The organism is Enterobacter cloacae complex sp. IR53030 (assembly GCF_049238365.1).
Lineage (GTDB): Bacteria > Pseudomonadota > Gammaproteobacteria > Enterobacterales > Enterobacteriaceae > Enterobacter > Enterobacter kobei.
Window position 1 is genome coordinate 135,961 of the sequence record NZ_JBMKHA010000004.1, and the last position, 25,734, is coordinate 161,694.

The following is a 25,734-nucleotide window of genomic DNA, read 5'->3' on the forward strand; positions in this document are numbered from 1 at the left end:
ATGGTTATTTTTTAAAAGCGTCCGCTAATTTCTGCGTCGCTGAGCGGAACACCCCGAGATCGCTGCCGACGGCAACAAAGGTGGCTCCCCACTCCAGATAACGGCGGGCGTCGGCTTCAACCGGCGCCAGTATGCCGCTCGGTTTACCGTGTGCTTTGGCGCGAGCAAATATGTGCTGGATCGCACGTTGCACGTCAGGGTGGCTGGCATTGCCCAGGTGGCCAAAAGCGGCAGCCAGATCGCTTGGGCCGACAAAGATACCGTCCACACCGTTTGTGGTTGCAATAGCGTCGAGGTTATCAACCCCCTGCTGGCTCTCAATCTGCACCAGAACAGTGATGTTGCTATTGGACTGCGCGAAGTAGTCCGGCACGGTGCCGAACATGTTGGCGCGGTGTGAGACGGAGACGCCGCGGATCCCTTCCGGCGGGTAGCGCGTTGACGCCACGGCCAGCGCCGCTTGTTCCTGGGTTTCCACAAACGGGATGAGGAAATTGTAGAACCCGATATCCAGCAAACGTTTGACGATCACCGGGTCATTGGTTGGCACTCGTACCACCGGGGCGCTGGCGCTGCCTTTCAGGGCCATCAGTTGCGGAATAAAGGTGCTGATATCGTTTGGCGCATGTTCGCCGTCGAGCACCAGCCAGTCAAAACCAGCAAGGCCCAGCACTTCAGTGCTTATTGGGTTTGCCAGCGCAGACCAACAGCCAATCTGGATCTGGTGCGCCGCAAGGGCCGCTTTAAACGTATTCGGGAAGATATTGTTATTCATCACTTATACCTTTTTAATTCCGCAGTTTGAGCCGGGATTATTTATTGCGAAACACACTGTTTTTATATTTATTTCTCTGACTGAATGTTGGCAATATAAAATCGTCCTTCAGTATAATCGTCACTTCACAACAGCACATTGTTTTTATGCTCAAGTATTGCGCCTCATTTCAACGCCATTTTGAGCATCTGCACAACGCCGTGGGCGCTAATGCACAGAATCAGGGATTAGTCAGCCTGACGCGATCGCGATCACATTTTTAACTGTCTTCTGCTGACATCCTTTATTTCCTCGAGAATAAAACGATTATCCAACGGGTTAAATTTACTATCTGACACTTTGCCGGAGAAATGTGAATAATGGCCGATATTGAAATGAGAGAGGCATCGCCGACGGCGTTTTATATAAAAGTTCACGATACGGATAACGTGGCGATTATTGTCAATGACAATGGCTTAAAAGCGGGAACACGCTTCCCGGACGGACTGACGTTAATTGAACATATTCCCCAGGGGCATAAGGTCGCACTGGTCGATATTCCTGCCCATGGGGAGATCGTGCGTTACGGTGAAGTCATCGGCTATGCCCTTCGCGCAATTCCGCAGGGAAGCTGGATTGATGAGTCGCTGGTTGAGCTGCCAAAAGCGCCACCGCTGAACACCCTGCCACTTGCCACCCGCGTACCGGAACCGCTTCCCCCGCTGGAAGGCTATACCTTCGAAGGCTATCGCAATCCGGACGGCAGCGTCGGTACCAAAAATCTTCTCGGTCTTACCACCAGCGTACACTGCGTGGCGGGCGTGGTGGATTACGTGGTGAAAATCATCGAACGCGATCTGCTGCCGAAATACCCGAACGTCGATGGCGTGGTTGGCCTGAACCATCTCTATGGCTGTGGCGTAGCGATCAACGCGCCAGCGGCGGTCGTGCCGATCCGTACCATTCATAATATTGCCCTCAACCCGAATTTTGGCGGCGAGGTGATGGTGATTGGTCTGGGGTGCGAAAAACTCCAGCCTGAGCGTCTGCTCCAGGGTACCGAAGACGTCAAAGCCATTCCGGCAGACGAGGCCAGCATTGTACGCCTGCAGGACGAACGCCACATTGGGTTCCGGTCTATGGTCGACGATATTCTGCAGGTTGCCGAGCGTCACCTGGATAAGCTCAACCGACGCCAGCGCGAAACCTGCCCCGTCTCTGACCTGGTGGTGGGCACCCAGTGCGGCGGCAGCGATGCGTTCTCCGGCGTGACGGCCAACCCGGCGGTGGGCTTTGCATCCGACCTGCTTGTTCGTTGCGGTGCGACGGTGATGTTCTCTGAAGTGACCGAAGTCCGTGATGCCATCCATTTACTGACGCCGCGCGCCGTCAATGAAGACGTGGGCAAGCGCCTGCTTGAGGAGATGGCCTGGTACGATAACTATCTCGACATGGGTAAAACCGACCGTAGCGCGAATCCGTCTCCGGGAAACAAAAAAGGGGGCCTGGCGAACGTCGTGGAAAAAGCCCTGGGTTCGATTGCTAAATCCGGCCAAAGCGCGATTGTGGAAGTCCTCTCTCCGGGACAGCGGCCGACCAAACGCGGCCTGATCTACGCAGCAACGCCAGCCAGCGATTTTGTTTGCGGCACCCAGCAGGTGGCATCCGGCATTACGGTGCAGGTCTTTACCACAGGACGCGGCACGCCGTATGGCCTGATGGCAGTCCCGGTGATCAAAATGGCGACGCGCACCGAGCTGGCAAACCGCTGGTACGACTTAATGGATATCAACGCGGGAACCATCGCCACCGGAGAAGAGAGCATTGAGGACGTGGGCTGGAAGCTATTCCACTTCATTCTGGACGTGGCAAGCGGGCGCAAGAAAACGTTCTCGGACCAGTGGGGATTACATAACCAGCTGGCGGTGTTTAACCCGGCACCAGTGACGTGAGTTTACTATAAACCTCTTTCAGCATGGCTTCGGCCATGCTTTTTTTTGTTTTCGTTTCTTTCGCATTCTTATCTTTCATTTCGAATCTTTCATTTCTAAGATACCAATCACAAAAAAACATTCCGAAACCCTATATTGTCTTTCGCACAAATAAAACGAAAGGTTTCGGAGGAAACATGTATATCATCTCGTCAAAAGCGATGCTGATAAAGGCACAGCGTGAAGGTTACGCGGTCCCTGCATTTAATATTCATAATCTCGAAACACTGCAGGTAGTCGTCGAAACGGCCTCAGAGATGCGGTCTCCTCTGATTGTCGCGGGCACGCCCGGTACGTTTAGCTATGCCGGAACCGGGAATGTGGTAGCCATTGCTGGCGATCTGGCCAAAACGTACAACCAGCCACTGGCGATCCACCTCGATCATCACGAAGATTTCGACGATATCGCGCAGAAAGTACGGAGCGGGATCCGCTCTGCAATGATCGACGGCTCTCATCATCCGTTCTCTGAAAACGTATTGCTCGTAAAGAAAGTGACGGACTACTGCCACCGCTACGACGTTAGCGTAGAGGCTGAACTTGGCCGTCTTGGCGGTCAGGAGGATGACCTTGTCGTCGACAGCAAAGATGCGCTCTACACCAATCCACAACAGGCTCGCGAGTATATTGAGCTGACGGGTATCGACTCGCTGGCTGTAGCCATCGGCACCGCGCACGGCCTGTATAAAGCTACGCCAAGGCTGGATTTCGAACGCCTGGCAGAGATCCGTAATCTGGTTGATATCCCGCTGGTACTGCACGGTGCCTCAGGATTGTCGACAGAAGACATCCGTAAGGCTATTAGCCTCGGGATCTGCAAGGTCAATGTCGCCACAGAACTCAAAATCGCCTTCTCGAATGCGCTGAAAACCTATCTCGCTTCATATCCCGATGCCAGCGACCCCCGTCATTACATGGTACCCGCCAAAAGTGCCATGCAAGAGGTCGTACGCAAGGTTATTGCCGATTGTGGTTGTGAAGGAAAGCTCTAACGACGAAAGATTAATGCCCTAATCCGGAGGAAATGTGAAAGATATTATTGCCCGCCATAAAGCGGGAGAGCATCTCGGTATTTGTTCTGTCTGTTCCGCACACCCGCTGGTCATTGAAGCTGCACTGCGTTTTGATTTGAATACCGACAATAAAGTGCTGATTGAGGCCACTTCAAATCAGGTGAATCAGTTTGGCGGCTATACCGGCATGACTCCTGCTGATTTTCGCGATTTTGTATTGAATATCGCCAGGGACGTTGGTTTTCCCCGAGAACGCCTGATTCTTGGAGGGGATCACCTGGGGCCTAACTGCTGGCAAAACGAACCGGCTGAAGCCGCGATGGAAAAATCCGTTGAGCTGATCAAAACCTATGTCGCTGCCGGATTTACCAAGATCCATCTGGATGCTTCCATGTCATGCGCCGACGACCCCGTCCCGCTAGCACCAATAGTGGTAGCCCAGCGGGCTGCACAGTTATGCAAAGCTGCAGAAGAGACGGCTAATGAGGAACAAAAAGCGGCACTAAGCTACGTTATTGGCACTGAAGTTCCCGTACCGGGTGGGGAAGCCAGCAGTATTAACTGCGTGCATGTTACCCGTGTTGAAGATGCCGCACAGACGCTCGATACCCACCGCGCTGCCTTTAGCGCACTCGGTCTGGAAGATGCTATGACACGCGTGATCGCTATCGTGGTGCAACCGGGCGTGGAGTTCGACCATACCAAAATCATTCACTATCAACCCCACGCGGCCGAGGCACTATCCGGCTGGATCCGCCAGACACCAATGGTCTATGAGGCGCATTCAACCGACTACCAGACCCGTCAGGCTTATCAGGCCCTGGTGCGCGATCACTTCGCGATCCTGAAAGTGGGCCCGGCGCTCACCTTTGCTCTGCGTGAAGCCATCTTTGCCCTGGCACAAATGGAGAGAGAACTTATCGCCCCTGAGCAGCGCAGCCACGTGCTGGAGGTGATTGACGAAGTGATGCTGAACGAGCCGGATTACTGGAAAAAGTATTACCGTCCAACCTGGAGCCAGGCGATGGTGGATATCCATTTCAGTCTTTCTGATCGCATTCGCTACTACTGGCCGCATCCACGTATCCGTCAGGGCGTGGAGAAATTACTCACCAACATGAGTAATACCTCCCTACCGCTGGGTCTTATTAGCCAGTTTATGCCCGTTCAGTTCGAACGATTGTCAATGAATGAGATCGTTGCAACACCGCACAATCTCATCATCGACAAAATACAGGATGTATTACGTGCCTATCGATTTGGCTGTACCCCTGAATACGTCTGATGCCCGGAGAGTCTATGAGTCACGTTTTTGTCCGTACCGGAATTGAGTTTGAAAACTGTCAGCTTGCGCTGGCGCACATTGGTGAGGAGATGCTGGCGAAAGGTGTTGTGCATGCCACTTACCCAGCCGCACTTCTCGAAAGGGAGATCAACTACCCCACCGGCATAACCCTTGAACGCCATGCGGTTGCAATCCCGCATTGTGAGGCGGTACATGCCAAAATCCCCGCGATTTACCTGATTCGCCCGGACAAACCGGTGAATTTTCAGCAGGCTGATGATGATGGAGAGGTCGCCGTTTCACTCATCATCGCATTAATTGTTGAAAACCCTGCGGCGCAAATAAAACTGCTGCGCCGTCTTTTCAGCGAGCTACAAAACCCGGACACGCTGGACCTGTTGTTGGTCACACCAGCCGATCGCCTGGCTGAGCAATTCCGGGAGACGATCCTTGAGCCTGACTCCTGTGCACAGGCTTCATAACATACTGATAATAAAAAGGAGTACCCTATGAAACGTAAAGTTATTGTTGCCTGTGGTGGTGCCGTAGCAACCTCAACCATGGCGGCTGAAGAGATCAAAGAACTGTGTGAAGCCCACCATATAGCGCTTGATCTGGTCCAGTGTCGTGTGACGGAAATTGAAACCTATATGGACGGTGCAGACCTCATTTGCACCACGGCAAAAGTCGACAGATCGTTTGGTGACATTCCGGTAGTTCATGGGATGCCGTTTGTATCGGGCGTCGGTATCGAAGCCCTGCAACAAAAAATCCTCACTATCCTCGAGGGGTAAAATCATGTTTACCGAAATCATGCGGTATATCCTCGACCTCGGTCCCACCGTCATGCTGCCCATCGTTATCATTATCTTCTCAAAACTTTTGGGGATGAAACTGGGCGATTGCTTCAAGTCCGGCCTGCATATCGGCATAGGCTTCGTGGGAATTGGATTGGTCATTGGCCTGATGCTCGACTCCATTGGTCCGGCAGCTAAAGCGATGGCAGAACAATTCCAGATTAACCTTCACGTAGTGGATATCGGCTGGCCAGGTTCTTCACCCATGACCTGGGCCTCACAAATCGCACTGGTGGCGATCCCGATAGCGATCGGCGTCAATGTCATCATGCTGGTCACTCGTATGACCCGTGTAGTTAACGTGGACATCTGGAACATCTGGCACATGACCTTCACCGGCGCAATGCTGCACCTGGCCACTGGCTCTTACTGGCTGGGGATCCTTGGTGTGGTGGTTCACGCAGCCTTTGTCTACAAGCTGGGTGACTGGTTTGCCAAAGACACGCGAGACTTCTTCGGCCTGGAAGGAATTGCTATTCCACACGGCTCGTCGGCGTATCTCGGTCCCGTCGCGGTGCTGGTCGATACGATTATCAACCACATTCCAGGTCTTAAGCGGATCCACTTTAGCGCCGACGATGTCCAGAAACGTTTTGGTCCGTTTGGCGAACCGGTCACCGTCGGTTTTGTCATGGGACTGGTCATTGGCATGCTGGCAGGCTACGACGCGAAATCCGTTCTGCAACTGGCAGTGAAAACCGCTGCAGTGATGCTGTTGATGCCGCGGGTCATCAAGCCGATTATGGATGGCCTGACGCCGATTGCTAAACACGCTCGCAAACGCCTGCAGGCCAAATTTGGTGGTCAGGAGTTCTTAATTGGTCTTGATCCCGCACTGCTGCTGGGTCATACATCAGTGGTTTCCGCCAGTCTCATTTTCATCCCGTTAACCATTCTGATCGCGGTGCTGGTGCCAGGTAACCAGGTGCTACCTTTTGGCGACCTTGCGACTATCGGTTTCTTCGTGGCAATGGCGGTCGCGATTCACCAGGGTAATCTGTTCCGTACACTCATCTCCGGCGTCATCATCATGGGGATCACACTATGGATCGCCACACAGACCATCGGCCTGCATACCCAGCTTGCACAGAACGCTGGTGCGTTAAAAGCAGGTGGGCTTGTGGCATCCATGGATCAGGGTGGTTCGCCAGTCACCTGGTTGCTCATCCAGCTCCTTACCTGGCAAAACGTGGTGGGATTCATTGTGATTGGCGCGATCTACTTCACAGGCGTACTGCTCACCTGGCGACGTGCCCGGACGTTTACGACGGCAGAGAAAACCGCCGCTAACCCGCAAAGCCAGACGGTATCTTAATATCCGGGGAGCCATGCTCCCCTTCTTTTCTGGAGTAAATCATGAAATCAGTGGTAATTCACGCTGAGGGCAGCGTGCGCGTTGAAGAACGTCCGATCCCTCAAATACAGGATGCGGATGAAGTTCTGGTGCGCATTGTTTGCTCAGGGTTATGCGGCTCAGATATCCCGCGTATTTTTGCCAAAGGGGCACACTATTATCCTATCATCCTGGGCCATGAATTTAGCGGACACGTCGAAGCCTGTGGTGCAGATGTAAAGGACCTCCAGGCGGGAGATGCTGTGGCCTGCATTCCACTTCTGCCCTGTTTTTCCTGCCCAGAGTGTGGGCAAGGCTACTACTCGCTGTGTAAGCAGTACCAGTTTGTCGGCTCACGCAGTGACGGTGGCAATGCCGAATATATTGTCGTGAAGCGCGCGAACTTGTTCCGCCTGCCAGCAGAGATGGCAATCGAAGACGGGGCATTTATCGAACCTGCCACCGTAGGTTTGCACGCGTTTCATCTGGCTTCAGGCTGCAAAGGTAAAAATGTCATTATCGTCGGAGCGGGGACGATCGGTCTGCTGGCGATGCAGTGCGCGTTGGCGCTCGGGGCAAAGAGCGTAACTGCGATTGATATCAACGACGATAAACTCGCCTTGGCGAAAACACTGGGTGCGACTCAAGTATTCAACAGCCGTACCTTGAGCACCGATGACATTCTCAACGCGCAGAGTGACAGTCGATTTGATCAACTGGTACTGGAGACCGCAGGAACACCACAAACTGTCTCGCTTGCCATTGATATTGCTGGCCCTCACGCACAAGTTGCGCTGGTCGGTACATTGCATCATGACCTGAATTTATCTGCCGCAACCTTTGGTAAAATATTACGTAAGGAACTGACGCTTTTGGGTAGCTGGATGAACTACTCTGCACCGTGGCCAGGGGAAGAGTGGGAAACAGCAGTCCGCCTGCTCACCGGGAAAAAACTGCAACTGGAGCCGCTCATTGCTCATACTGGCGACAGTGAAAGCTTCGCTCAGGCCGTGCAGGCACTGAATGGGGCACCGATGCAGGGCAAAATTATGCTGCGTTTCGCCTAATCTCTCGAGCCAGCAACCTGAGCTGGCTCACATTTACTTTCGAATATAGCCTTACACCTTTCGCATACCTTCGATTAGAATAGGAACAGTTAATTATCAGGCAAATCAATATGAACTCATTTGAGCGAAGGAACAAAATCGTTGACCTCGTCAACGCTCAGGGTAGCGTGATGGTGCAGGATCTTTCTAACCTGTTCGGCATCTCGGAAGTGACCATTCGAACCGACCTGCGCCTGCTGGAAGAAAAAGGCTTAGTCACGCGCTTCCATGGAGGCGCAGCAAAACCGGGCAGTAACCTGGCTGAAAGTGAGAATCAGGAAGTCATACTGGAGGAGCGTTACCAGCTGGCAAGCGACCCGAAAAAACGTATTGCTCAGGCCGCTGCTGCCCTGATCGAAGAAGGAATGACGATTATTTTAGACAGCGGCAGTACCACTATGCTGATAGCCGAAGCCCTGTCGAGAAAAGCCAATATTACCGTCATTACCAACAGCTTGCCCGCTGCGTTTGCTCTTTCGGAAAATAAAGATATTACGCTGGTGGTTTGCGGCGGCACGGTACGCCATAAGACGCATTCAATGCACGGTACCATTGCCGAGCGTTCGCTTGCAGGTATTAGCGCGGACTTGATGTTTGTTGGGGCGGACGGTATTGATGCGACAAACGGCATCACCACCTTCAATGAAGGCTATTCCATCAGCAGCGTGATGGCCGCCGCCGCCCATAAAGTGATTGCCGTACTCGATGCGAGCAAGTTTAATCGTCGCGGGTTTAACCAGGTACTGCCAATGGAGAAGATTGATTGTGTGATTACGGATGATGGGATCGGAAAACATGATAAAGATCTGCTGAGCAAAACGGGCACTGAGGTCATTACGGTTTAGCTAACAACGCAGGTCAGCGCATGACCTGCGCAATTTTCTTTTCCGACATTTATACCGACATTTTATAAAGTTGCAGGCAAAGTAAGGCGCAACCGCCGCCCGGCAAAAAGACGGCTGGGGCTTACTCCCCCTGCTGCTCCAGCGCGTACTTATACAGGGCATTCTTCTTCACGCCGTGAATTTCCGCCGCCAGCGCAGCCGCTTTTTTAAGCGGCAATTCGGCCTGTAGCAATGCCAGCGTGCGCAGCGCATCGGCTGGCAGGGCATCCTCTTCTGCTTTATGCCCTTCGACAATCAGCACCATCTCACCTTTGCGGCGGTTTTCGTCTTCCTTCACCCACGCCAGCAGTTCACCCACCGGTGCGCCGTGAATGGTTTCCCAGGTTTTGGTCAGCTCGCGCGCCAGCACGACGTAGCGGGACTCACCCCAGACGGTAACCATATCGTCCAGGCTTTGCAGCAGGCGGTGGGTGGATTCGTAGAAAATCAGGGTGCGCGGTTCCGCTTCCAGGTCTTTTAAGACGTCGCGACGGCCTTTGGATTTGGCGGGCAGAAAACCTTCATAGCAGAAACGGTCAGACGGCAGACCTGCGGCGCTTAACGCAGCAATCGCGGCGCACGGTCCCGGCAGGGGCACAACGCGAATGCCGGCTTCACGGCAGGTACGCACCAGATGGTAGCCAGGGTCGTTAATCAGCGGCGTTCCCGCGTCGGAGACCAGCGCAATGTTCTGCCCCTCCTTGAGCTTCGCCACCAGCGTGTCGGCTTTTTGTTGCTCATTGTGATCGTGCAGGGCAAACAAACGGGCGTTAATCGCGAAATGCTGCAGCAGTAAACCGGTATGACGAGTGTCCTCAGCCGCAATTAAATCAACGGCTTGCAATACAGTGAGTGCACGTTGGGTAATATCAGACAAATTCCCGATAGGAGTAGGTACAATATAAAGCTGGCCTTGAGAATTATCTGCCGTTTCGTGTTGTTTCATTGTTTCGTCCGTATTGCCGATTTAATATTGAGCATTGCGTAAAAAAAATCACTGGATACAGTATGGTACCGTTAACGTTTCTTCGAAAAAAAGCCACGCGCAGCGTGCCGCTTCTGCTGGCAGCCCTGATCTTTGCAGGCTGCGGCACCCAGGCACCTGACCAGAGCACCGCCCATCTTGAGGGTTCCGCTCAGGCTGATTCTGGCTTTTATCTGCAACAAATGTCGCAGAGTTCAAATGATACCAGGATCAACTGGCAATTACTCGCCATTCGTGCACTGCTGAAAGAGGGAAAAACCCAGCAGGCTGCAGAGCTGTTCGGCCAGCTGCCGAAAGATCTTAACGATACCCAGCGTCTTGAGCAGAGCCTGCTCTCTGCCGAGCTGAAGGTCGCGCAGAAAGAGTATGACAGCGCGAAAAAGATCCTGGGTAGCATCGACCTGAGCGCGCTGGATAAAAACCAGCAGGCACGCTTCTGGCAGGCGGGTATCACCGCTGAACAGGGGCGTCCTTCCCTGACGCTGCTCCGCGCGCTTATCGCTCAGGAACCGCTGCTTGCCGGTGCCGACAAGCAGAAAAATATTGATGCCACCTGGCAGGCTCTTGCCGCCATGACCCCGGATCAGGCAAAGGCGCTGGTCATCAACGCGGATGAGAACGTGCTGCAGGGCTGGCTTGATCTCCAACAGATGTGGTTTAACAACCGCACCGACCCTAAGATGCTGAAGGCCGGTATTACCGACTGGCAGACTCGCTACCCGCAAAACCCGGGCGCCAAAATGCTGCCAACCCAGCTGGTGAACGTGCAGAACTTTAAGCCAGCATCGACCAGCAAAATTGCACTGCTTCTGCCGCTAAATGGTCAGGCGGCGGTGTTTGGCCGTACGATTCAACAGGGCTTTGAAGCGGCGAAAAACGGCACTATGCCGGTGACGGGCAGCGCGGTGCCGGTGCAGGCAGCACAGGCGGCCAACGTGAATGATGTTGTCAGCCCTTCCGCCGCCGAGACCAGCGATCTGACCACGGCGCAAACCCCGGCGCAAGGCACGATGCAAAACCCGGTGACCGCACCGACGACGCCTCCGCCTGCTGCAGAACCAGCAACACAGGCGCCAGTGGAGACACCTGCTTCTCCTGCAGCGCCTGAGGCAACAGCAGAACAAACTCAACAACAGCCAGCACAACCAACCACTCCACCTGCCGCGCAGCCGCAGGCCGTGGCGACCACCAGCGCTAATCCTGGCACCGAACTGAAAATTTACGACACCAGTTCGCAGCCGCTTGACCAGGTACTGGCTCAGGTGCAACAGGACGGGGCGAGCATCGTTGTCGGTCCGCTGTTGAAAAACAACGTGGAAGAGCTGATGAAGAGCAATACCACGCTAAACGTGCTGGCGCTCAACCAGCCGGAGCAGGTTCAGAACCGGGCCAATATTTGCTACTTCGCGCTCTCTCCGGAAGACGAAGCTCGCGATGCGGCACGTCATATCCACGAGCAGGGTAAACAGGCTCCACTGTTGCTCATCCCGCGCAGTACGCTGGGCGATCGCGTAGCGAATGCCTTCGCCGATGAGTGGCAGAAGCTGGGCGGCGGTATCGTGCTGCAGCAGAAATTCGGTTCCGTCTCAGAACTGCGCGCGGGCGTAAACGGCGGAGCGGGTATCGCGCTTAATGGCAGCCCGGTGACCGCCAGCCTGCCACAGCAGCAGGGCGTGACCATTGGTGGGCTGACCATCCCTGCCCCACCTACCGACGCGCAGATCGGCGGCGGTGGAAAAGTGGATGCGGCCTATATCGTTGCCACACCGCAAGAGATCGCCTTTATCAAACCGATGATTGCGATGCGTAACGGCAGCCAGAGCGGCGCAACGCTCTATGCCAGTTCCCGCAGCGCGCAAGGCACCGCTGGCCCGGATTTCCGTCTGGAAATGGACGGCCTGCAGTACAGTGAAATTCCGATGCTCGCGGGCAGCAACCCGGCGTTGATGCAGCAGGCGCTGAGCAGCGTACGTAACGACTACTCACTGGCGCGTCTGTATGCCATGGGAGTCGATGCATGGGCGCTGGCGAACCACTTTACCCAGATGCGTCAGGTACCGGGCTTTGAGCTTAACGGCAACACCGGCGATCTGACCGCGACGCAGGACTGCGTGATCAACAGGAAGTTATCATGGCTCAAATACCAGCAGGGACAAATCGTCCCGGCCAGTTAAGCCGTAAAGAGACCGGCGATGCGTGGGAGTTAAAAGCGCGTCGCTGGCTTGAAGGCAAAGGACTGCATTTTATCGCCGCTAACGTTCGCGGACGTGGCGGCGAAATTGATCTGATCATGAAAGAGGGTCAGGTGATTGTGTTTGTAGAAGTCCGCTTTCGACAGTCTTCCCGTTTTGGCGGTGCTGCCGCCAGCGTGACGCTCGCCAAACAACATAAATTATTACAGACTGCCCACTTGTGGCTTGCCCGCCATAATGGGAGTTTTGATACTGTGGATTGCCGGTTCGATGTGATAGCCTTCACCGGAAATGAGATCGAATGGCTTAAAAACGCTTTTGGCGAAGACGCATAATTACGATTTAAAAGGGATAACGTGCTCGAAAGAATTAAAGTGTGCTTCACAGAAAGCATCCAGACTCAGATTGCCGCGGCGGAAGCCCTTCCGGACGCGATCTCTCGTGCTGCAATGACGCTGGTGCAATCCCTGCTTAATGGCAACAAAATCCTCTGTTGTGGCAACGGTACCTCAGCCGCCAACGCACAGCATTTTGCTGCCAGCATGATTAATCGTTTTGAAACCGAACGCCCGAGTTTACCTGCCATTGCACTTAATACCGATAATGTGGTCTTAACAGCGATTGCTAACGATCGTCTGCATGACGAAATTTACGCAAAGCAGGTGCGCGCCCTGGGGCATGCCGGTGATGTGCTGCTGGCCATCTCCACGCGCGGCAACAGCCGGGACATTGTCAAAGCCGTTGAAGCCGCAGTCACCCGAGACATGACTATCGTCGCCTTAACCGGCTATGACGGTGGTGAACTGGCGGGTCTGCTGGGGCCGCAGGATGTGGAAATCCGCATTCCGTCTCACCGTAGCGCACGCATTCAGGAGATGCATATGCTCACGGTAAACTGCTTATGCGATTTGATCGATAACACGCTTTTCCCTCACCAGGATGATTAAGGAGTTTTTATGAAGGCTTTATCGACCCTCGCAGTCCTTATGTCTGCATTGCTGCTTCAGGGATGTATCGCTGCGGCTGTCGTGGGTACTGCCGCAGTAGGCACCAAAGCGGCGACCGATCCACGCTCTGTAGGAACGCAGGTGGATGACGGTACGCTGGAGCTGCGCGTCAACAGTGCGCTGTCGAAAGACGAACAAATTAAGAAAGAAGCGCGTATCAACGTGACGGCTTATCAGGGCAAAGTCCTGCTGACGGGTCAGTCACCGAATACCGAACTCTCCAGCCGCGCGAAACAGATCGCCATGGGCGTTGAGGGCACTACGGAAGTCTTCAATGAAATCCGTCAGGGCCAGCCAATCAGCCTGGGTACGGCGTCGTCTGACACCTGGATCACCACAAAAGTCCGTTCCCAGCTGCTGGGTTCAGATCAGGTGAAATCCTCAAACGTAAAAGTGACGACCGAAAACGGTGAAGTGTTCCTGCTGGGTCTGGTTACCGACCGTGAAGGGAAAGCGGCAGCGGATATCGCCAGCCGGGTCAGCGGCGTGAAGCACGTCACCACCGCGTTTACTTACATCAAATAAAAAAACCTCACTGTAGGCCCGGTAAGCGTAGCGCCACCGGGCTTTTTTTTCACAGAAGCGCAATGCTTCCCACCAGCACCCCACTTAACGCTACCAGCCCCGCTGTCAGCCACAGCGCTTTTGCCGGGAAAGACTTACGCAGCATGACAAGCGACGGCAAACTAATGGCCGGCAAGGTGATAAGCAGCGCCAGCGCGGGCGCGGTGCCCATGCCAGCCAGCATCATGGTCTGAACAATCGGAATTTCAGCCGCCGTTGGGATCACAAACAGGCAGCCAGCAACGGCCATCGCAATCACCCACATCAGCGTGTTATCAATCGCGCCATCCGCATGCGGGAACAGCCAGACGCGCGCCGCGCCGAGCACCAGAACCGCCAGGATATAAACCGGAATGGTGCTCCAGAAAAGTTGCCACAGCGCTTTACCCCAGCGGGCAAAGAAACCGCCCTGCGGCTCGCTGATGTCCAGCTCAACAGAAGCGGGCTCTGGCGCTTTCTCTTTCACCAGATTTTGCACCAGCGTCGCCACCACCAGCACCGTCAGCAGCCCGGCAACCAGGCGGATAGCCGCAAAATGCCAGCCGAGCACAAAGCCCATAAACACCAGCGTTGCCGGGTTGAGCAGCGGGTTGCCCATCCAGAACGCCAGCGCACCGCCCATCGAGACACGCTGACGGCGTATTCCTGCGGCCACAGGGGCTGCACAGCATGAACACATCATGCCCGGCAGAGAGAAAATCGTCCCCAGCAAGGTGCCCTGAAAGCGTGGCTGCCCGAGGGTTTTCACCAGCCAGTTTCGCGGAATAAGTACCTGAATCAGCGACCCTAACAAGACGCCTAATACCGCAGCTTTCCAGACAGCAAGGAAGTAGACCATGGCGTAATCCCACGCCGCCTTCAGCGGGCTGGCATCCGCCTGCGCGAGTATCGATTTACCAATGCTGTGCGTTTCAGCGGCGGTGAAGGCCTTGCCATAGTACGGCTGCCATTTCACATACCAGAGGCCAATGATGACCACGAGAAAGAAGAGTGCGGGCTTACACCATTGGACAGGTGTCGCCGCCTGAGATGAAGACTGACCAGTCATACCATTCCCCGGAGAGTGTTATTGAATAAGCCGGAGAAGTTTACGCCTCGCCCTGCGCGATTTCACGCAGTTTTGCCGAAGGGATGATATTGACCCCTTCCTGCGACGGTGCCAGCGCCTCTTTCAGCATCGCCTGCGCGACATCCCGCGCCTCAATGGACTTCCAGTTACCCGGCAGGATGCGAAACAGCGGAGCGAAAACAGACTCGTTAAAGCGCCGTTCGTCGCGGTGCCCCATCAGCATGGAAGGCCGCACAATGGTCAGATATTCCCACTTCTGGGCAATCAGCGCCTCTTCCATCTTGCCCTTCACCTGGTTGTAAAAAAACGGCGAGCCGTTGCTCGCGCCGTGAGAACTGACCACCAGAAAATGCTTTGCCCCCAATTTTTTCGCCGTCAGTGCGGTATCCACCACCAGGGTGTAATCCGCATGGACAAAGGCTTCTTTACTGCCCGCCTCACGCCGCGTCGTACCGAGGCAGCAAAAGGCGATATCAATCGGGTCCTGCACCTGCGCCAGCGCGTCAGTGAGCTGCGGGTCGTGCGGGTTAAAGACGCCGGAGATATCCAGCAGCGGTCGACGCGTCGGTGCGGCGATATAGTTAATATGGCGATCCTGGATCAGCAGCCGCAGCAGATGCCCGCCGACCAGCCCGGTTGCGCCCGTAATCAGTACCTGGCTCATCGTATCCCCTTTACAGAATTGTCCGTTTGCGAACTCAGCGTGGTCGACCACACTTAGAAGTCTGTTACAGGTAAGTATTTACCACAAGCGGAGAAAAATCAGTCTGAAGACAAAACAACGGAGGAAGCATGGGCAAGAAAATCGCAGTCTTGATTACCGACGAGTTTGAAGATTCAGAATTCACCTCTCCTGCAGAGGCATTCCGCAAGGCGGGACATGAGGTCATTACCATTGAGAAAGAAGCGGGCAAAACGGTGAAAGGCCATAAGGGCGAAGCCAGCGTGACCATCGACGAAACCATCGATAACGTCAGCCCGTCTGATTTCGACGCCCTGCTGTTACCTGGCGACCATTCACCGGATTCCCTGCGCGGGGACGAGCGTTTCGTCACTTTCACACGTGACTTTGTCGCTACCGGAAAACCGGTCTTTGCTATCTGTCACGGCCCGCAGCTGCTGATCAGCGCCGACGTGGTCCGCGGACGTAAGCTGACGGCGGTGAAACCGATCGTGATCGATCTGAAAAATGCGGGGGCTGAGTTTTACGATCAGGAAGTGGTCAACGACAAAGACCAGTTGATCACCAGCCGGACCCCGGACGATCTTCCGGCGTTTAACCGGGAAGCGCTACGCCTGCTCGGCGCGTAGCCAGTGAAGCTTCTTGCCAAAGCCCAGCGTGTTGTCGGTAAATTTCAGCTCATCGAGGCGGATTTCCCACACCGGGGCTTTTAGCGCAGCGGCAACCGGGAAGCGGCGCGTGTAGTGCTTACGGCGCGCGTCGCTCTCTTCTCCCTCCAGCCGACGGATCTCTCCCTTGAACTGCACGCCACGGATCAACGCGACCGTTTTGGGCTGGCCATTTACCGTACCCGCCACCTTCGCCTGCTGGCCGGTCATTTGCGCATGCCGCGTTTTGTCTTCGCTCATGACATAGAAGGCTACGCGCTCGGGATCGTAGTAATAAAAGGCGTTCGCGCACCACATCTCTTCGTCTTTACAGACGCACCAGGTGACGACATGCTGCTTCGCCAGCCAGCGGTTAATGGCTGCCAGTGTTTCCATTTTCGCTCTCTCTCATGCTATGGTGCGTTCACCTTAACATACTGAATCTGTTTACCGTGTGCTGGTTTCTCTATCTCGTCCGAACCGCTGATAACGCACTCTACACCGGGATCACTACCGATGTGGCGCGGCGTTTTTTACAACATCAAACGGGGAAAGGGGCAAAAGCGCTGCGGGGGAAAGGTGAACTTCAGCTGGCTTTTTACGCCGCCGTCGGCGACAGGTCGCTGGCGCTCAGGCTGGAATACCGGATTAAACAGCTGACGAAGCGCCAGAAAGAGCGCCTCGTTACCGGAGACGGCTCATTTGAGGCGCTACGCGAAAGCCTGCTCAGAAACGATTGAAGTGATCGTGGTAATCAACCAGGCCACTCACACCGTTCAGGGCATCATCCGCCAGGCGATGTACCTGGAAGGCGGATTCGGTACCCGGCCAGCGGCAGCGCAGATCGTAATGCGCGGCCTGCTCGAAGCCTAAGCGGCCATAAAATGCCGGATCGCCCAGCGTGACCACGGCGGCATAGCCAAACTCATTCAGCGAGTCCAGCCCTTCATACACCAGCTGGCGCGCCAGGCCCTGGCCGCGATAGTTCTCATCGACCGCCAGCGGTGCCATGCCTACCCACTGCAGATCTTCGCCCTGAACGATTACCGGGCTGAAGGCAACATAGCCAACAACCTGACCTTCGTCATCGGTGGCTACCAGCCCTAAAGTAATCAGGCCGTCTTCACGGAGATCGTGGACCAGTTGGGCCTCCGCATCGCTCTCAAAAGCGCGGCGTAACAACGCATCGATACCCGGTGCATCAATCCCAATTTCGACTCGAATCAGCATGGCTCACCTACTGAAGTGTGTTTACTGTCAGGCGGGGTTTTCAGCCCGGCCTCAACGAAATCTGCCATTTGCATCAGCATCACGCGCAGCGCTTTCGGCATCTGCTCCAGCTCAATGGCATCCATTAAATTTTTCACGTACAGACCCAGCTCCGTATCGCCTTCAATGACCAGACGGCGCTGGAAGAATAACGTATCCGGATCCTGTTTACGCGCGGCGATCATCAGCAGATCGCTGGCACTGGCGCTAAAGCTCACATCCGCCTCGGCGGACTCACGCACAATGAGTTGATCATTCTCAACCGAGGTAAACCAGCGCAGCCCGATGTCACGCACCTCAATGCTCAGCCAGCGGCCTTCCAGAAACTCCAGCTCGCCGTCCTGCAGCGCCTGGCGGAATTGCCAGCTCAGGACCTGCTCGAGCACCTGACGTTTTAGCGCGAACGGCGCCAGTTTCACCGGCACGCTCAGCATTGATGGACCGAATTGTACGAGACGTGAACGCAGTTTATCCAGCACGAGCTTTACTCCCTGATAGCAATAGTCCCGTTATTTTGCCATATCCGACGCACAACATAGCGGCGTAAATCAACAAACCGTCGTCCGGTGACGCTCATTATTGGTGTCATCAATACGCCATTAGCTGCCTTAAATCAAAAATTGTCGCCCAGGGGTTAATTAAAATCCCAGCTCGTTAACAATTTTGCGATCGACTACATCAGGATAATTTATGGAGCTGCTCTGCCCTGCCGGTAACCTACCGGCGCTTAAGGCGGCCATCGAAAATGGGGCCGATGCGGTCTATATCGGGCTGAAAGATGATACCAACGCCCGCCATTTTGCTGGCCTCAACTTTACGGAGAAAAAGCTTCAGGAAGCCGTTAACTTCGTTCACCAGCACCGCCGCAAACTGCATATTGCCATTAATACCTTTGCGCATCCTGACGGCTATGCCCGCTGGCAGCGCGCGGTAGATATGGCCGCACAGCTGGGTGCCGATGCGTTAATCCTGGCCGACCTCGCCATGCTTGAGTATGCGGCAGAACGCTATCCGCATATTGAGCGCCACGTCTCTGTTCAGGCATCAGCCACGAATGAAGAGGCCGTGCGTTTTTATCATCAACACTTTGACGTCGCTCGCGTGGTGCTGCCCCGCGTGCTCTCCATTCATCAGGTTAAGCAACTCGCGCGCGTCACGCCAGTGCCGCTGGAAGTTTTTGCCTTTGGCAGCCTGTGCATCATGGCCGAAGGCCGTTGCTACCTTTCTTCTTATTTAACCGGTGAATCACCCAATACCGTTGGGGCCTGCTCTCCTGCCCGCTTTGTCCGCTGGCAACAAACCCCGCAGGGGCTGGAATCACGCCTGAATGAAGTGTTGATTGACCGCTATCAGGACGGCGAAAACGCGGGTTATCCAACGTTATGCAAAGGTCGATATCTGGTTGACGGTGAGCGCTACCACGCGCTGGAAGAGCCTACCAGCCTCAACACGCTGGAGTTGCTGCCGGAACTGCTGGCGGCGAATATTGCCTCGGTAAAAATTGAAGGTCGCCAGCGTAGCCCGGCCTATGTGAGCCAGGTGGCGAAAGTCTGGCGTCAGGCTATCGACCGCTGCATGGCGGACCCGCAAAACTATGCTCCGCAGGCAGCCTGGATGGAGACGCTCGGTTCTATGTCCGAAGGCACGCAAACGACGCTTGGCGCGTATCACCGTAAATGGCAGTGAGATAACCATGAAATATTCATTAGGACCGGTGCTCTACTACTGGCCAAAAGAGACGCTGGAAGATTTTTACCAACAGGCCGCCACCAGCAGCGCTGATGTGATTTATCTCGGTGAAGCCGTGTGCAGCAAGCGCCGCGCCACCAAAGTGGGCGACTGGCTGGAGATGGCGAAAAGTCTCGCCGGAAGCGGTAAACAGGTGGTGCTCTCGACGCTCGTGCTGGTGCAAGCCTCGTCCGAACTGGGTGAACTGAAACGCTACGTTGAAAACGGTGAGTTCCTGCTGGAAGCGAGTGACCTGGGCGTGGTCAACATGTGCGCCGAACGTAAGTTACCGTTCGTCGCGGGTCATGCACTGAACTGCTATAACGCCGTCACGCTGCGCCTGCTGCTCAAACAGGGAATGACGCGCTGGTGTATGCCGGTGGAACTCTCCCGCGACTGGCTGGTAAACCTGCTGACGCAGTGTGACGATCTCGGCATTCGCAATCAGTTTGAAGTGGAAGTGCTGAGCTACGGCCATCTTCCGCTGGCTTATTCCGCGCGCTGCTTTACCGCGCGTTCGGAAGACCGCCCGAAAGACGAGTGTGAAACCTGCTGCATCAAGTACCCGAACGGGCGCAGCGTGCTATCCCAGGAAAATCAGCAGGTGTTTGTCCTGAACGGGATCCAGACCATGAGCGGCTATGTCTATAACCTGGGCAACGAACTGGCGTCAATGGACGGCCTGGTGGATATGGTGCGTTTATCCCCTCTGGATACCGGCGTGTTCACAATGCTGGACGCCTTCCGCGCAAATGAAACCGGCGCAGCTCCGCTGCCGCTAACGGCAAACAGCGACTGTAATGGTTACTGGAAACGCCTGGCCGGGCTGGAACTGCAGGCCTAAAAAAGGCTCACTTTGTTAACAACGGTTATCATTTTTTAATGCAGTATTAAAGATTGACCGTCGACAAAGTGAGCTGTTATGACTGACAAAACCCTTCCGTTTTCGGTGCTGGACCTGGCGCCGATCCCACAAGGCTCCTCGGCCAGAGAAGCCTTTTCGCATTCTCTCGATCTGGCTCAACTGGCTGAAAAGCGTGGCTACCATCGCTACTGGCTGGCCGAGCACCACAACATGGTCGGCATTGCCAGCGCCGCCACCTCGGTCCTGATTGGTTATCTGGCGGCGAACACAACGACATTGCATCTGGGCTCCGGTGGCGTGATGCTGCCGAACCACGCCCCGCTGGTGATTGCCGAGCAGTTTGGCACGCTGAATACCCTCTATCCTGGCCGTATTGATTTGGGGCTGGGTCGTGCGCCGGGTAGCGACCAGCCGACCATGCGCGCCCTGCGTCGCCATATGAGCGGCGATATCGACAACTTCCCGCGCGATGTGGCTGAACTGGTTGACTGGTTTGACGCGCGCGATCCGAACCCACACGTGCGCCCGGTGCCGGGCTACGGCGAGAAGATCCCGGTGTGGCTGCTGGGTTCAAGTCTTTATAGCGCGCAGCTTGCCGCGCAGCTGGGTCTGCCGTTTGCGTTTGCCTCGCATTTCGCACCGGATATGCTGCATCAGGCTCTGCATCTCTATCGTACGAACTTTAAACCGTCTGAACATCTGGAGAAACCGTACGCGATGGTGTGTATTAACATCATTGCCGCCGACAGTAATCGCGATGCTGAATTCCTGTTTACCTCCATGCAGCAGGCGTTTGTGAAGCTGCGCCGCGGTGAGACCGGGCAACTTCCACCGCCAGTGGAGAATATGCATCAGCTGTGGTCTGCCTCTGAGCAGTATGGCGTGCAGCAGGCGCTGAGCATGTCGCTGGTGGGGGATAAAGCGAAAGTGCGGCACGGTCTGGAAGCGGTGCTGCGTGAAACGCAGGCGGATGAGATTATGGTTAACGGCCAGATTTTCGATCACCAGGCGCGTTTGCATTCGTTTGATTTGGCGATGCAGGTGAAAGAGGAGTTGGTGGGGTAGTTTTTTGCTTTGCTCCCTCTCCCTTTGGGAGAGGGAGCAAGCCGCACGTTTTACTGGTATACCGGCAACAGATTAAAGCTCGACAGCACGTGAATCACCGCGTTACCCACCCCAAACACCAGAATCAGCGCAATCATCGGTTTGCCACCCCAGACGCGGAATTTAGGGTTACCGAAGCGTTTACGTGATTTACGCGCCAGCAGCGCCGGCACAATCGCCGCCCAGATGGTTGCCGCCAGACCCGCATAGCCGATGGCGTACAGGAAACCGTTCGGCCACAGCAGCCCCCCCGCAACGGGCGGCAGGAACGTCAGCAGCGCCGTTTTGAAACGCCCCATCGCGGAATCATCAAAGCCAAACAGATCCGCCAGGTAGTCAAACAGACCCAGCGTCACGCCGAGGAAAGAGCTCGCCACAGCAAAGTTGGAGAAGATCACCAGCAGCAGATCCAGGCTACGGCTGTTCAGCACGCCGCTCAACGCCTGAACCAGCACATCAATGTTACCGCCCTTCTGCGCAATATCGATGAACGCCGGGCGCGGGATGTTGCCCATCGTACCAAGCAGCCAAATCACATACAGGCCCAGCGCCAGCAGCGTACCGTAGACCAGACACTTCACGATGGTGCGTGGATCTTTGCCGTAGTACTTCATCAGGCTCGGCACGTTACCGTGGTAGCCAAACGATGCCAGACAGAACGGCAGCGTCATCAGCAGATACGGGGTGTAGGAAGTATTCACTTCCGCGACATTAAACAGCGTGGCGGGCGTGACGTGCCCCAGCAGGCTACCGAAGGTCAGGAAGAAGGTGATGACCTTTGCGCCCAACACAATCGCCGTCATGCGGCTCACCGCTTTGGTACTCATCCAGACGATAAAGGCCACGCCCAGAGCAAAACACAGACCCGCCAGACGCGCCGGAACGTTTAGCGACATCTCAGCAAAGGTGTGGTGCAGTATCGAACCGCTCGCGGAAATGTACGCGTAGGTCAGAATGTAGAGCACAAACGCGATGGAAAGCCCGTTTACCAGGTTCCAGCCCTTGCCCAGCAGATCTTTGGTGATGGTGTCGAAGCTGGAGCCAATGCGGTAGTTGAGGTTCGCCTCAAGGATCATCAGCCCGGAATGGAGCATACAGAACCAGGTAAAGACCAGCGCCGCCAGCGACCAGAAGAACCACGCACCGGACATGACCACAGGCAGGGAAAACATCCCGGCACCTATAATGGTTCCGCCGATGATCACCACGCCGCCAAGCAGCGAAGGTGACGTTTGGGTGGTGGTTAGTGTCGCCATACAGCCTTTTCTCCAGTCAATTATGCGGTTCTGCATTTTAGTGTGACGCACTGTACCAGTACAAGAGTACAAAGGGAATAAAAAAAGCCCCGATTGCATTTATCGGGGCTGTATATTTTACTTTACGTCAGTAAGCGTAAGGCTTACGCGTCACCGAAACGACGACGGCTGGTGCCTTCTTCACGACGTGGGCCACGGTTTTCGCGGCGCTCGCCGGAGAAACGACGACCTTCACCACCGCGACCTTCTGTGCGACCGCCTTCACGACGCTCGCCGCCGAAACTGCGACCACCGCCACGACGTTCGCCGCCACGGTCAGGACGTGGCTGAGCATCGCCCAGCAGCTGCATGTTCATCGGCTTGTTCAGGATGCGGGTGCGAGTAAAGTGCTGCAGTACTTCGCCCGGCATACCTTTTGGCAGCTCGATGGTAGAGTGGGATGCGAACAGCTTGATGTTACCGATGTAACGGCTGCTGATGTCGCCTTCGTTAGCGATAGCGCCAACGATGTGACGAACTTCAACACCATCATCACGGCCCACTTCAATGCGGTACAGTTCCATATCGCCCGCTTCACGGCGTTCACGACGTGGACGGTCTTCACCACCACGCTCTGGACGGTCACCACGTGGGCCACGATCGTTACGGTCGCCACGACGTTCAAAGCGATCGTCACGGTCACGGAATTCACGCTTAGGACGCATTGGCGCATCAGGTGGCACGATCAGAGTACGTTCGCCCTGCGCCATTTTCAGCAGTGCCGCAGCCAGGGTTTCCATGTCCAGCTCTTCGCCTTCAGCCGTAGGCTGAATCTGCGACAGCAGTGCACGGTACTGATCCAGATCGCTGCTTTCCAGCTGCTGCTGTACTTTCGCGGCGAATTTTTCCAGACGGCGTTTGCCCAGCAGTTCTGCGTTTGGCAGTTCAGCTTCTGGAATAGTCAGCTTCATGGTGCGTTCGATGTTACGCAGCAGACGACGCTCGCGGTTCTCAACGAACAGCAGCGCACGGCCCGCACGACCCGCACGACCGGTACGGCCGATACGGTGAACGTAAGACTCGGAATCCATCGGGATGTCGTAGTTAACAACCAGGCTGATACGCTCAACGTCCAGACCACGTGCTGCCACGTCGGTTGCAATCAGGATATCCAGACGACCGTCTTTCAGGCGCTCCAGCGTCTGCTCACGCAGAGCCTGGTTCATGTCACCGTTCAGTGCTGCGCTGTTGTAGCCGTTACGCTCCAGCGCTTCAGCCACTTCCAGGGTCGCGTTTTTGGTACGCACGAAGATAATCGCCGCATCAAAATCTTCCGCTTCCAGGAAACGTACCAGCGCTTCGTTTTTACGCATGCCGTACACAGACCAGTAGCTCTGGCTGATGTCCGGGCGAGTGGTGACGCTGGACTGAATACGCACTTCCTGAGGATCTTTCATGAAGCGTTTGGTGATACGACGAATCGCCTCTGGCATGGTGGCAGAGAACAGCGCGGTCTGATGACCTTCTGGGATCTGCGCCATGATGGTTTCGACGTCTTCGATGAAGCCCATACGCAGCATTTCATCTGCTTCGTCCAGTACCAGACCGCTCAGTTTAGAGAGATCCAGCGTACCGCGCTTCAGGTGATCCAGCAGACGGCCCGGCGTACCGACAACAATCTGTGGGCCCTGGCGCAGGGCGCGTAACTGCACGTCATAACGCTGGCCACCGTAAAGGGCTACCACGTTTACGCCGCGCATATGTTTAGAGAATTCCGTCATGGCTTCAGCAACCTGAACAGCCAGTTCACGGGTTGGAGCCAGGACAAGGATCTGCGGTGCACGCAGGTCCGGATCGATGTTGTTCAGCAGCGGCAGCGAGAACGCTGCAGTTTTACCGCTACCAGTCTGGGCCATGCCCAGCACGTCACGACCAGAAAGCAGGTGTGGGATACACTCAGCCTGGATCGGAGATGGTTTTTCGTAACCCAGATCGTTAAGGGCTTCAAGGATAGGAGCCTTCAGGCCCAGATCTGCAAAAGTGGTTTCGAATTCAGCCATGTAGTACAAGTGCCTCGATATTAATGGCGGCCAGTCTACTTAGCTCATCGTGAAAATGATTAGCAATTTTCATTGAAAAGTGTGAACCGGCTCAAAGTAGGTGTATTGACGAACAACAACGCCCTCACCAGTTAAGGTGATGGCAATCAAAAGATTACGGGCTGATGTTTATGTCGTCAGCTATTGCTGGTCCGATTCTGCCAGGTCGTCTTGCTCCTGGCCCAAGAGCGATAATTCCAACAATGCATAACGGTGCTCAACGAAGTTGTGTACGTTGTTAGCAACCGCTAATTTGAACAGTGCCGTAGCGCTGTCCTTATCCCCCAGACTTAGGTAGTACTTACCTAAATAGAAGTTGGTTTCACTGAGATGCTCAGCGAGCGAGGTGTTATCCGTTGCGTCCGCCTTGAGGCGTTCCATCAGCGTTGCTTCGCTAATGTTGCCCAGGTAGAACTCGACAATGTTCCATCCCCACTGTTCCTTGTCCGATTTATCGAAGCGCTGTTTCAGGGCCTCTTTTGCCTGCTTCTCATCGAGCTTCTGCTCAACGATGTAAAGCCACAGGCTACGGAAAGGATCATTAGGATCGTCTTGATAAAACGCCAGCAGATCATCTTGCGCTAACTTATCACGACCGCCGTAGTACAATGCGATACCGCGATTCAAGTGCGCGTAGTTGTAAGTTGGATCAAGCTCAAGTACAGAATCAAACGCTTCATAGGCAGCATCAAAATTGCCTGCCTGCGTTAAATAAATGCCTAAGTAATTGAATACTTCAGGCATATCAGGTCGGATAGCCAGCGCTTGTGAAAAATCATTTCGCGCCAATGCCCTCAGACCGAGACTATCATACAACACTCCGCGCTCATATAAAAGCTGTGCGCGTTCGTCATCGGTTAAAGCCCGACTGGCAAGAATTTGTTCCATGCGTGCCAGAATCACTTCCTGCTGCAAAGTCGGTTGCAATGGCACTGCGAGGACTTCGCTCTTACGCCAGGCAGAGTTGCTGCATCCTGCCAGCGTTAAAGCTGTCGCAACGAAACACCAGCGCAAAAAAGGCTTCATTTCCCACTCCCGAAGACAACTATTGGATGAACGTCCTGT

At 55.0% G+C, this 25,734-nt stretch carries 28 protein-coding genes; 17 read left to right on the forward strand and 11 right to left on the reverse strand.

The features are described 5' to 3' along the window. Positions 1–4: 4 nt before the first annotated feature. Positions 5–775 carry a 2-dehydro-3-deoxyglucarate aldolase gene (garL, locus tag ACOTXR_RS05940; protein WP_058690906.1) on the reverse strand — a complete coding sequence of 257 codons (771 nt, stop codon included), beginning with the start codon at positions 773–775 and terminating at the stop codon, positions 5–7. Positions 776–1,134: 359 nt separating this feature from the next. Here garL and garD point away from each other — a divergent pair, with 359 nt between their 5' ends. From garD to ACOTXR_RS05980, 8 genes are all read left to right on the forward strand, one after another. After that, positions 1,135–2,706 (forward strand): galactarate dehydratase, encoded by a 1,572-nt coding sequence (garD, locus tag ACOTXR_RS05945; RefSeq protein ID WP_058690905.1) that lies wholly within the window; start codon positions 1,135–1,137, stop codon positions 2,704–2,706. A 176-nt stretch (positions 2,707–2,882) separates the two neighbouring features. Next, positions 2,883–3,737 carry a tagatose bisphosphate family class II aldolase gene (locus ACOTXR_RS05950; protein ID WP_058690904.1) on the forward strand — a complete coding sequence of 285 codons (855 nt, stop codon included), beginning with the start codon at positions 2,883–2,885 and terminating at the stop codon, positions 3,735–3,737. A gap of 34 nt (positions 3,738–3,771) precedes the next feature. Beyond that, entirely contained in the window at positions 3,772–5,043 is a 1,272-nt protein-coding gene (gatZ, locus tag ACOTXR_RS05955; protein ID WP_058690903.1) for a tagatose-bisphosphate aldolase subunit GatZ, read from the forward strand. Positions 5,044–5,057: 14 nt separating this feature from the next. Continuing rightward, positions 5,058–5,525: a PTS galactitol transporter subunit IIA gene (gatA, locus tag ACOTXR_RS05960; protein WP_014885351.1), complete on the forward strand. Its 468-nt coding sequence runs from the start codon at positions 5,058–5,060 to the stop codon at positions 5,523–5,525. A gap of 27 nt (positions 5,526–5,552) precedes the next feature. Further along, positions 5,553–5,837 (forward strand): PTS galactitol transporter subunit IIB, encoded by a 285-nt coding sequence (gatB, locus tag ACOTXR_RS05965; protein ID WP_014885352.1) that lies wholly within the window; start codon positions 5,553–5,555, stop codon positions 5,835–5,837. Positions 5,838–5,841: 4 nt separating this feature from the next. Next, positions 5,842–7,215, forward strand: a complete 1,374-nt coding sequence (locus ACOTXR_RS05970; RefSeq protein WP_058690902.1) for a galactitol-specific PTS transporter subunit IIC — start codon at positions 5,842–5,844, stop codon at positions 7,213–7,215. 41 nt (positions 7,216–7,256) lie between these two features. Next, complete coding sequence (gene gatD / locus ACOTXR_RS05975) at positions 7,257–8,300, forward strand: galactitol-1-phosphate 5-dehydrogenase (RefSeq protein ID WP_058690901.1); 1,044 nt, start codon at positions 7,257–7,259, stop codon at positions 8,298–8,300. Positions 8,301–8,410: 110 nt separating this feature from the next. Next, positions 8,411–9,184 (forward strand): DeoR/GlpR family DNA-binding transcription regulator, encoded by a 774-nt coding sequence (locus tag ACOTXR_RS05980; RefSeq protein WP_048997416.1) that lies wholly within the window; start codon positions 8,411–8,413, stop codon positions 9,182–9,184. Between the two features lie 121 nt (positions 9,185–9,305). Here the strand turns inward: ACOTXR_RS05980 and rsmI are convergent, their stop codons facing one another. Further along, positions 9,306–10,169 (reverse strand): 16S rRNA (cytidine(1402)-2'-O)-methyltransferase, encoded by an 864-nt coding sequence (gene rsmI / locus ACOTXR_RS05985; protein WP_058690900.1) that lies wholly within the window; start codon positions 10,167–10,169, stop codon positions 9,306–9,308. Between the two features lie 62 nt (positions 10,170–10,231). Here rsmI and ACOTXR_RS05990 point away from each other — a divergent pair, with 62 nt between their 5' ends. The 4 genes from ACOTXR_RS05990 to dolP are packed head-to-tail and all read left to right on the forward strand — an operon-like array spanning position 10,232 to position 13,932. Then, entirely contained in the window at positions 10,232–12,382 is a 2,151-nt protein-coding gene (locus tag ACOTXR_RS05990) for a penicillin-binding protein activator (RefSeq protein ID WP_058690899.1), read from the forward strand. Beyond that, entirely contained in the window at positions 12,340–12,735 is a 396-nt protein-coding gene (locus tag ACOTXR_RS05995) for a YraN family protein (RefSeq protein ID WP_014885358.1), read from the forward strand. Before ACOTXR_RS05990 ends, ACOTXR_RS05995 begins: the two co-directional genes overlap by 43 nt. A 21-nt stretch (positions 12,736–12,756) precedes the next feature. Next, the gene (gene diaA, locus ACOTXR_RS06000) at positions 12,757–13,347 is read left to right on the forward strand and encodes a DnaA initiator-associating protein DiaA (RefSeq protein WP_003861754.1); all 591 of its coding nucleotides are present in this window, start codon (positions 12,757–12,759) and stop codon (positions 13,345–13,347) included. A 9-nt stretch (positions 13,348–13,356) separates the two neighbouring features. After that, positions 13,357–13,932: a division/outer membrane stress-associated lipid-binding lipoprotein gene (dolP, locus tag ACOTXR_RS06005; protein ID WP_014171764.1), complete on the forward strand. Its 576-nt coding sequence runs from the start codon at positions 13,357–13,359 to the stop codon at positions 13,930–13,932. Between the two features lie 49 nt (positions 13,933–13,981). Here dolP and ACOTXR_RS06010 read toward each other — a convergent pair whose 3' ends face one another. After that, positions 13,982–15,019 (reverse strand): permease, encoded by a 1,038-nt coding sequence (locus tag ACOTXR_RS06010; protein WP_421767002.1) that lies wholly within the window; start codon positions 15,017–15,019, stop codon positions 13,982–13,984. 40 nt (positions 15,020–15,059) lie between these two features. Further along, a complete protein-coding gene (locus ACOTXR_RS06015) occupies positions 15,060–15,704 on the reverse strand; it encodes an NAD(P)H-binding protein (protein WP_045268607.1) in 645 nt (214 codons plus the stop codon). Between the two features lie 128 nt (positions 15,705–15,832). Here ACOTXR_RS06015 and ACOTXR_RS06020 point away from each other — a divergent pair, with 128 nt between their 5' ends. Continuing rightward, positions 15,833–16,351, forward strand: coding sequence for a type 1 glutamine amidotransferase domain-containing protein (locus tag ACOTXR_RS06020; protein ID WP_200923717.1), 519 nt, complete (start codon positions 15,833–15,835; stop codon positions 16,349–16,351). On the opposite strand, the gene ACOTXR_RS06025 is transcribed toward ACOTXR_RS06020, so the two are convergent. Further along, positions 16,331–16,765 (reverse strand): YhbP family protein, encoded by a 435-nt coding sequence (locus ACOTXR_RS06025; protein WP_023331387.1) that lies wholly within the window; start codon positions 16,763–16,765, stop codon positions 16,331–16,333. The two genes, ACOTXR_RS06020 and ACOTXR_RS06025, sit on opposite strands and share 21 nt — an antisense overlap. A 14-nt stretch (positions 16,766–16,779) precedes the next feature. Here ACOTXR_RS06025 and ACOTXR_RS06030 point away from each other — a divergent pair, with 14 nt between their 5' ends. Then, the gene (locus tag ACOTXR_RS06030) at positions 16,780–17,109 is read left to right on the forward strand and encodes a GIY-YIG nuclease family protein (RefSeq protein WP_023331388.1); all 330 of its coding nucleotides are present in this window, start codon (positions 16,780–16,782) and stop codon (positions 17,107–17,109) included. Here ACOTXR_RS06030 and ACOTXR_RS06035 read toward each other — a convergent pair. Both ACOTXR_RS06035 and ubiT read right to left on the reverse strand, forming a co-directional pair. Next, positions 17,096–17,599, reverse strand: coding sequence for a GNAT family N-acetyltransferase (locus tag ACOTXR_RS06035; protein ID WP_014885364.1), 504 nt, complete (start codon positions 17,597–17,599; stop codon positions 17,096–17,098). The genes ACOTXR_RS06030 and ACOTXR_RS06035 overlap by 14 nt on opposite strands. Continuing rightward, on the reverse strand, positions 17,593–18,117 hold the full coding sequence (gene ubiT / locus ACOTXR_RS06040) for a ubiquinone anaerobic biosynthesis accessory factor UbiT (protein WP_014885365.1): 525 nt from the start codon (positions 18,115–18,117) through the stop codon (positions 17,593–17,595). Before ubiT ends, ACOTXR_RS06035 begins: the two co-directional genes overlap by 7 nt. A 211-nt stretch (positions 18,118–18,328) precedes the next feature. Here ubiT and ubiU point away from each other — a divergent pair, with 211 nt between their 5' ends. From ubiU to ACOTXR_RS06055, 3 genes are all read left to right on the forward strand, one after another. After that, a complete protein-coding gene (ubiU, locus tag ACOTXR_RS06045) occupies positions 18,329–19,324 on the forward strand; it encodes a ubiquinone anaerobic biosynthesis protein UbiU (protein ID WP_014885366.1) in 996 nt (331 codons plus the stop codon). A gap of 7 nt (positions 19,325–19,331) precedes the next feature. Further along, positions 19,332–20,210 carry a U32 family peptidase gene (locus ACOTXR_RS06050; protein ID WP_058690894.1) on the forward strand — a complete coding sequence of 293 codons (879 nt, stop codon included), beginning with the start codon at positions 19,332–19,334 and terminating at the stop codon, positions 20,208–20,210. A gap of 78 nt (positions 20,211–20,288) precedes the next feature. Next, on the forward strand, positions 20,289–21,296 hold the full coding sequence (locus ACOTXR_RS06055) for a luciferase-like monooxygenase (protein WP_058690893.1): 1,008 nt from the start codon (positions 20,289–20,291) through the stop codon (positions 21,294–21,296). A 50-nt stretch (positions 21,297–21,346) separates the two neighbouring features. On the opposite strand, the gene mtr is transcribed toward ACOTXR_RS06055, so the two are convergent. The 4 genes from mtr to nlpI all read right to left on the reverse strand — a co-directional run bounded on the left by mtr (position 21,347) and on the right by nlpI (position 25,695). Further along, the gene (gene mtr, locus ACOTXR_RS06060; RefSeq protein ID WP_058690892.1) at positions 21,347–22,591 is read right to left on the reverse strand and encodes a tryptophan permease; all 1,245 of its coding nucleotides are present in this window, start codon (positions 22,589–22,591) and stop codon (positions 21,347–21,349) included. 143 nt (positions 22,592–22,734) lie between these two features. Beyond that, positions 22,735–24,630, reverse strand: coding sequence for a DEAD/DEAH family ATP-dependent RNA helicase (locus ACOTXR_RS06065; RefSeq protein ID WP_014885369.1), 1,896 nt, complete (start codon positions 24,628–24,630; stop codon positions 22,735–22,737). Further along, positions 24,623–24,703, reverse strand: a complete 81-nt coding sequence (gene yrbN / locus ACOTXR_RS06070) for a protein YrbN (protein WP_097397692.1) — start codon at positions 24,701–24,703, stop codon at positions 24,623–24,625. The genes ACOTXR_RS06065 and yrbN overlap by 8 nt, the downstream gene beginning before the upstream one ends. Before the next feature lie 107 nt (positions 24,704–24,810). Next, positions 24,811–25,695 carry a lipoprotein NlpI gene (nlpI, locus tag ACOTXR_RS06075; protein ID WP_013098912.1) on the reverse strand — a complete coding sequence of 295 codons (885 nt, stop codon included), beginning with the start codon at positions 25,693–25,695 and terminating at the stop codon, positions 24,811–24,813. Between the last annotated feature and the right edge of the window lie 39 nt (positions 25,696–25,734).

Coding starts and splice junctions, on each gene's coding strand:
- garL (WP_058690906.1), bottom strand. CDS start 775: ATGAATAACAATATCTTCCCGAATACGTTTAAAGCGGCCCTTGCGGCG.
- nlpI (WP_013098912.1), bottom strand. CDS start 25,695: ATGAAGCCTTTTTTGCGCTGGTGTTTCGTTGCGACAGCTTTAACGCTG.
- ACOTXR_RS06055 (WP_058690893.1), top strand. CDS start 20,289: ATGACTGACAAAACCCTTCCGTTTTCGGTGCTGGACCTGGCGCCGATC.
- ACOTXR_RS06065 (WP_014885369.1), bottom strand. CDS start 24,630: ATGGCTGAATTCGAAACCACTTTTGCAGATCTGGGCCTGAAGGCTCCT.
- ACOTXR_RS06050 (WP_058690894.1), top strand. CDS start 19,332: ATGAAATATTCATTAGGACCGGTGCTCTACTACTGGCCAAAAGAGACG.
- dolP (WP_014171764.1), top strand. CDS start 13,357: ATGAAGGCTTTATCGACCCTCGCAGTCCTTATGTCTGCATTGCTGCTT.
- yrbN (WP_097397692.1), bottom strand. CDS start 24,703: ATGAAAATTGCTAATCATTTTCACGATGAGCTAAGTAGACTGGCCGCC.
- gatA (WP_014885351.1), top strand. CDS start 5,058: ATGAGTCACGTTTTTGTCCGTACCGGAATTGAGTTTGAAAACTGTCAG.
- ACOTXR_RS05990 (WP_058690899.1), top strand. CDS start 10,232: ATGGTACCGTTAACGTTTCTTCGAAAAAAAGCCACGCGCAGCGTGCCG.
- ACOTXR_RS06030 (WP_023331388.1), top strand. CDS start 16,780: ATGCTATGGTGCGTTCACCTTAACATACTGAATCTGTTTACCGTGTGC.
- ACOTXR_RS06025 (WP_023331387.1), bottom strand. CDS start 16,765: ATGGAAACACTGGCAGCCATTAACCGCTGGCTGGCGAAGCAGCATGTC.
- ACOTXR_RS06035 (WP_014885364.1), bottom strand. CDS start 17,599: ATGCTGATTCGAGTCGAAATTGGGATTGATGCACCGGGTATCGATGCG.
- mtr (WP_058690892.1), bottom strand. CDS start 22,591: ATGGCGACACTAACCACCACCCAAACGTCACCTTCGCTGCTTGGCGGC.
- gatD (WP_058690901.1), top strand. CDS start 7,257: ATGAAATCAGTGGTAATTCACGCTGAGGGCAGCGTGCGCGTTGAAGAA.
- ACOTXR_RS05980 (WP_048997416.1), top strand. CDS start 8,411: ATGAACTCATTTGAGCGAAGGAACAAAATCGTTGACCTCGTCAACGCT.
- ACOTXR_RS05950 (WP_058690904.1), top strand. CDS start 2,883: ATGTATATCATCTCGTCAAAAGCGATGCTGATAAAGGCACAGCGTGAA.
- ACOTXR_RS06020 (WP_200923717.1), top strand. CDS start 15,833: ATGGGCAAGAAAATCGCAGTCTTGATTACCGACGAGTTTGAAGATTCA.
- garD (WP_058690905.1), top strand. CDS start 1,135: ATGGCCGATATTGAAATGAGAGAGGCATCGCCGACGGCGTTTTATATA.
- ACOTXR_RS06015 (WP_045268607.1), bottom strand. CDS start 15,704: ATGAGCCAGGTACTGATTACGGGCGCAACCGGGCTGGTCGGCGGGCAT.
- rsmI (WP_058690900.1), bottom strand. CDS start 10,169: ATGAAACAACACGAAACGGCAGATAATTCTCAAGGCCAGCTTTATATT.
- ACOTXR_RS05995 (WP_014885358.1), top strand. CDS start 12,340: ATGGCTCAAATACCAGCAGGGACAAATCGTCCCGGCCAGTTAAGCCGT.
- ubiU (WP_014885366.1), top strand. CDS start 18,329: ATGGAGCTGCTCTGCCCTGCCGGTAACCTACCGGCGCTTAAGGCGGCC.
- ACOTXR_RS05970 (WP_058690902.1), top strand. CDS start 5,842: ATGTTTACCGAAATCATGCGGTATATCCTCGACCTCGGTCCCACCGTC.
- gatB (WP_014885352.1), top strand. CDS start 5,553: ATGAAACGTAAAGTTATTGTTGCCTGTGGTGGTGCCGTAGCAACCTCA.
- ACOTXR_RS06010 (WP_421767002.1), bottom strand. CDS start 15,019: ATGACTGGTCAGTCTTCATCTCAGGCGGCGACACCTGTCCAATGGTGT.